A 5,888-nucleotide genomic window follows, 5' to 3' on the forward strand; every position below is an offset into this window, starting at 1 on the left:
AAAGTTCATTGAGATATTGAAATTGACAGCGTAGATTGACATTCGAAAGGATGTTGATCAACAAAGAAACTAAACTAAGTGAGATTAACTGAGATTTTTTTGAGGGAGTCGAGCTCTTTATGGAGTATGGTCGCAATATTATTGAAGATTATACGATGAAGAGTTTGATCCTGGCTCAGGATGAACGCTAGCGGCAGGCCTAACACATGCAAGTCGAGGGGTATATAGTGCTTGCACTATAGAGACCGGCGCACGGGTGAGTAACGCGTATGGAATCTGCCTTGTACAGGGGAATAGCCCAGGGAAACTTGGATTAATGCCCCATAGTATTATAGAACGGCATTGTTTTATAATTAAAGATTTATCGGTACAAGATGATCATGCGTCCCATTAGCTAGTTGGTGTGGTAACGGCACACCAAGGCTACGATGGGTAGGGGCCCTGAGAGGGGGATCCCCCACACTGGTACTGAGACACGGACCAGACTCCTACGGGAGGCAGCAGTGAGGAATATTGGACAATGGGCGAGAGCCTGATCCAGCCATGCCGCGTGCAGGAAGACTGCCCTATGGGTTGTAAACTGCTTTTACAGAGGAAGAAACACCCCCACGTGTGGGGGCTTGACGGTACTCTGCGAATAAGGACCGGCTAACTCCGTGCCAGCAGCCGCGGTAATACGGAGGGTCCGAGCGTTATCCGGAATCATTGGGTTTAAAGGGTCCGTAGGCGGGCGATTAAGTCAGTGGTGAAATTCTGCAGCTCAACTGTAGACCTGCCATTGATACTGGTCGTCTTGAATCGTTGTGAAGTGGCTAGAATATGTGGTGTAGCGGTGAAATGCTTAGATATTACATAGAATACCGATTGCGAAGGCAGGTCACTAACAACGTATTGACGCTGATGGACGAAAGCGTGGGGAGCGAACAGGATTAGATACCCTGGTAGTCCACGCCGTAAACGATGGATACTAGCTGTCCGGTTCACATTGGTGAGCTGGGTGGCCAAGCGAAAGTGATAAGTATCCCACCTGGGGAGTACGTTCGCAAGAATGAAACTCAAAGGAATTGACGGGGGCCCGCACAAGCGGTGGAGCATGTGGTTTAATTCGATGATACGCGAGGAACCTTACCAGGGCTTAAATGTAGTCTGACAGGGGTGGAAACACCCTTTTCTTCGGACAGATTACAAGGTGCTGCATGGTTGTCGTCAGCTCGTGCCGTGAGGTGTCAGGTTAAGTCCTATAACGAGCGCAACCCCTGTTGTTAGTTGCCAGCGAGTCAAGTCGGGAACTCTAACAAGACTGCCGGTGCAAACCGTGAGGAAGGTGGGGATGACGTCAAATCATCACGGCCCTTACGTCCTGGGCCACACACGTGCTACAATGGCAGGTACAATGGGCAGCCACTGCGTAAGCAGGAGCGAATCCACAAAACCTGTCTCAGTTCGGATCGGGGTCTGCAACTCGACCCCGTGAAGCTGGAATCGCTAGTAATCGGATATCAGCCATGATCCGGTGAATACGTTCCCGGGCCTTGTACACACCGCCCGTCAAGCCATGGAAGCTGGAAGCACCTGAAGTCCGTCACCGCAAGGAGCGGCCTAGGGTGAAGCTGGTAACTAGGGCTAAGTCGTAACAAGGTAGCCGTACCGGAAGGTGCGGCTGGAACACCTCCTTTCTAGAGAAAGACGACCGAAATTCAACAAAGAGAGACTCTTATATGAAGATTAAAGGAAGTCTTGCTTGGTTTAGCTGTCAATTTTATAATACTATAGATAACAGAGGTTAGAGATGAGATGTGAGACGAAAATCACCTAATATAATGGTCGATGGAGTCTAAAATCTCAAGTCTAAAATCTAAAATCTAAGAGACAGTCTCATAGCTCAGCTGGTTAGAGCGCTACACTGATAATGTAGAGGTCGGCAGTTCGAGTCTGCCTGAGACTACAAAGGAGATCGAAATCGAAACTAAAAGCGAGATCGAGATCAAAGCTTAAAAAAAGAAGTATTTCTTCGGAAATATAAGTTCATTAACACATACTGAAAGGAAATTTTAGAAGTTGGGATACCTATCCTTTTTGGAATTTGGAATTTTAGAATTTTGAAGTTTCATTCACAAATGGGGGATTAGCTCAGCTGGCTAGAGCGCCTGCCTTGCACGCAGGAGGTCATCGGTTCGACTCCGATATTCTCCACCACGGACACCAACCGTTGTTGATCATTAGCTGCTCGTTATCCGGGCCTGATTGATACGGGGATCCAGACAGTTCATTGACATATTGGAAATAAAGAATACGAGAAAAGTAAAAATAAAGTCTCACTGTTCAACCAACAACGATCGATGCTCAATAGAGTATTGGGAGTTGCGAATTGAATATTGAGCATTGAATAACTCATTAAAGAGCAAAAAAGTACAATAAGCAAAATAAGAGCGTATGGGGAATGCCTAGGCTCTCAGAGGCGAAGAAGGACGTGATAAGCTGCGAAAAGCTGCGGGGATTGGCACATACAAGTTGATCCGCAGATATCCGAATGGGGCAACCCACTATGTTGAAGACATAGTATCCGCAAGGAGGCAAACCCGGGGAACTGAAACATCTAAGTACCCGGAGGAAGAGAAAACAATAGTGATTCCGATAGTAGCGGCGAGCGAAATTGGATTAGCCCAAACCGTACAGTTTACGGACTGTGCGGGGTTGTAGGACCACGACATTTGGTGCTTTATGAATAAGAACACGTTGGAAAGCGTGGCCATAGACGGTGATAGCCCGGTATTAGTAAAGACAGTTACCGATAGTGGTATCCTGAGTAGTGCGGGGCACGTGAAACCCTGTATGAATCCGGCGGGACCATCCGCCAAGGCTAAATACTCCTGAGAGACCGATAGTGAACCAGTACCGTGAGGGAAAGGTGAAAAGAACCGTGAATAACGGAGTGAAATAGATCCTGAAACCATACGCTTACAAGCGGTCGGAGCCAATTTATTGGTGACGGCGTGCCTTTTGCATAATGAGCCTACGAGTTACTGTTGCCAGCGAGGTTAAAGTTTTAAGAACTGGAGCCGCAGCGAAAGCGAGTCTGAATAGGGCGCTTTAGTTGGTAGTAGTAGACGCGAAACCGTGTGATCTACCCTTGGGCAGGTTGAAGTTTAGGTAACACTAAATGGAGGACCGAACCCGTTGACGTTGAAAAGTCTTGGGATGACCTGAGGGTAGGGGTGAAAGGCCAATCAAACTCGGAAATAGCTCGTACTCCCCGAAATGCATTTAGGTGCAGCGTTGATATATAGTTTTATAGAGGTAGAGCTACTGATTGGATGCGGGGGCTTCACCGCCTACCAATTCCTGACAAACTCCGAATGCTATAAAATGATGATCAGCAGTGAGGGCATGGGTGCTAAGGTCCATGTCCGAGAGGGAAAGAACCCAGACCATCAGCTAAGGTCCCAAAATATATGTTAAGTTGAAAAAACGAGGTTGGACTGCACAGACAGCTAGGATGTTGGCTTGGAAGCAGCCATTCATTTAAAGAGTGCGTAACAGCTCACTAGTCGAGCGGTCCGGCATGGATAATAATCGGGCATAAACATATTACCGAAGCTATGGATCCCGAATTTAATTCGGGGTGGTAGGGGAGCATTCTATTTGTGTTGAAGGTGAGTCGCGAGGCTTGCTGGAACGGATAGAAAAGAAAATGTAGGCATAAGTAACGATAATGCGGGCGAGAAACCCGCACTCCGAAAAACCAAGGTTTCCTCAGCTATGCTAATCAGCTGAGGGTTAGTCGGGGCCTAACGCGAACCCGAAAGGGGTAGTGGATGGACAACAGGTTAATATTCCTGTACCTGCTCACGCTAAAAGTGACGGAGGCGTAAATTTGGTGCGAACTGACGGAATAGTTCGTTGAAGCCAGTGGTAACACGGCGATAGTACACTGAGGTTTCGGCCAAGGTGATAATCCAGAGTAGCGACTTCCAAGAAAAACAAGTGAAGCAGCCCGTACCCTAAACCGACACAGGTGGTTGGGATGAGAATTCTAAGGAGCTCGAGTGATTCATGGCTAAGGAACTAGGCAAAATAGACGCGTAACTTCGGGAGAAGCGTCGCCCCTCTCAAGGGGGGCCGCAGTGAAAGAGTCCAGGCGACTGTTTATCAAAAACACAGAGCTTTGCTAAATCGAAAGATGATGTATAAGGCTTGACACCTGCCCGGTGCTGGAAGGTTAAGAGGAGATGTTAGCTTCGGCGACGCATTGAATTGAAGCCCCAGTAAACGGCGGCCGTAACTATAACGGTCCTAAGGTAGCGAAATTCCTTGTCGGGTAAGTTCCGACCTGCACGAATGGTGTAACGATCTGGACACTGTCTCAGCCATGAGCTCGGTGAAATTGTAGTATCGGTGAAGATGCCGATTACCCGCTGTGGGACGAAAAGACCCCGTGCACCTTTACTATAGCTTAGTATTGGTTTTGGATAAGTAATGTGTAGGATAGGTGGGAGACTTTGAAGCGGCGTCGCCAGGCGTCGTGGAGTCATTGTTGAAATACCACCCTTTGCTTGTCTAGAGTCTAACCCTTCACAAAAGGGGACAGTGCTTGGTGGGTAGTTTGACTGGGGTGGTCGCCTCCAAAAGAGTAACGGAGGCTTCTAAAGGTTCCCTCAATACGGTTGGCAATCGTGTGTAGAGTGCAATGGCATAAGGGAGCTTGACTGAGAGACCTACAAGTCGATCAGGTACGAAAGTAGAGCATAGTGATCCGGTGGTTCCGCATGGAAGGGCCATCGCTCAAAGGATAAAAGGTACGCCGGGGATAACAGGCTGATCTCCCCCAAGAGCTCACATCGACGGGGGGGTTTGGCACCTCGATGTCGGCTCGTCACATCCTGGGGCTGGAGAAGGTCCCAAGGGTTGGGCTGTTCGCCCATTAAAGTGGCACGCGAGCTGGGTTCAGAACGTCGTGAGACAGTTCGGTCTCTATCTACAGTGGGCGCAAGAAATTTGAGTGGATCTGACTCTAGTACGAGAGGACCGAGTTGGACCGACCGCTGGTGCACCAGTTGTTCCGCCAGGAGCACCGCTGGGTAGCTACGTCGGGAAGGGATAAGCGCTGAAAGCATATAAGCGCGAAACCCACCACAAGATGAGATTTCTTTAAAGGGCCGTGGGAGACTACCACGTTGATAGGCCATAGGTGTAAGGGCAGTAATGTCCCAGCCGAGTGGTACTAATAGCCCGTAAGCTTATGTACATCGCATCCCTCCACCCCGGTGGAGGGAAGCAACTCTTTTTTTAAGTCAATTCACTTTTCTTCTATTGTTTATTTCCTATATGTCACGATATTTCTTCGGTCACAAGTACCGGAGAGATCCCGCATCAAGTGCGGGATTGAAAACTAAGGTGGTTATAGCAACGGGGCTCACCTCTTACCATTCCGAACAGAGAAGTTAAGCCCGTTTGCGCCGATGGTACTGCTATCCAGTGGGAGAGTAGGTCGCCGCCTTCCTTTAAAACCTTCATCATTTATTTGATGGAGGTTTTTTTTTGCCATAAACTTAAAAACACAGACCTAGGCTCCCACAGGGTGTTGGTAGGGGCGGTGGAATCTGAAACTAGAATTGCTTATCTGCGATTTGTTGCAGTTAAAGTAAAGTTTACCGCGAATTTTACGAATATAATTATCTCCTAAAAAATATAGACGTAAATTATTCCCTCGTAATTACACGAATGCAACAGAGTTTCAGCGTTGAAGCCCCAATCATTTAGTATGCATTCAAGTGGAAATTAGGGAGTATATACGGAGTATCTATGGAGTAGAGTCGGCATTGAGTCGGCTAGGAGTCGGCATTACGTCGGCATTTTATCGGCATTAAGTCGGCTTTGAGTCGCCATTT

General features: G+C 48.0%; 2 tRNA genes and 3 rRNA genes. All 5 read left to right on the plus strand.

The window, feature by feature from the left end:
• Window positions 1-152: 152 nt before the first annotated feature.
• The 5 genes from K8089_RS15700 (at window position 153) to rrf (ending at window position 5,500) form a co-directional block, all read left to right on the plus strand.
• A 16S ribosomal RNA gene (locus K8089_RS15700) occupies window positions 153-1,676 on the plus strand.
• 195 nt (window positions 1,677-1,871) lie between these two features.
• Window positions 1,872-1,945, plus strand: a tRNA-Ile gene (locus K8089_RS15705).
• 174 nt (window positions 1,946-2,119) lie between these two features.
• A tRNA-Ala gene (locus K8089_RS15710) sits at window positions 2,120-2,196 on the plus strand.
• Window positions 2,197-2,412: 216 nt separating this feature from the next.
• Window positions 2,413-5,245: ribosomal RNA gene (locus tag K8089_RS15715) — 23S ribosomal RNA — on the plus strand.
• 145 nt (window positions 5,246-5,390) lie between these two features.
• A 5S ribosomal RNA gene (gene rrf, locus K8089_RS15720) occupies window positions 5,391-5,500 on the plus strand.
• Together the 16S, 23S and 5S rRNA genes with 2 tRNA genes alongside form the textbook arrangement of a ribosomal RNA operon.
• The last annotated feature ends 388 nt before the right edge of the window (window positions 5,501-5,888 follow it).

Source organism: Aequorivita vitellina (assembly GCF_022008365.1).
Taxonomy (GTDB): Bacteria; Bacteroidota; Bacteroidia; order Flavobacteriales; family Flavobacteriaceae; genus Aequorivita; species Aequorivita vitellina.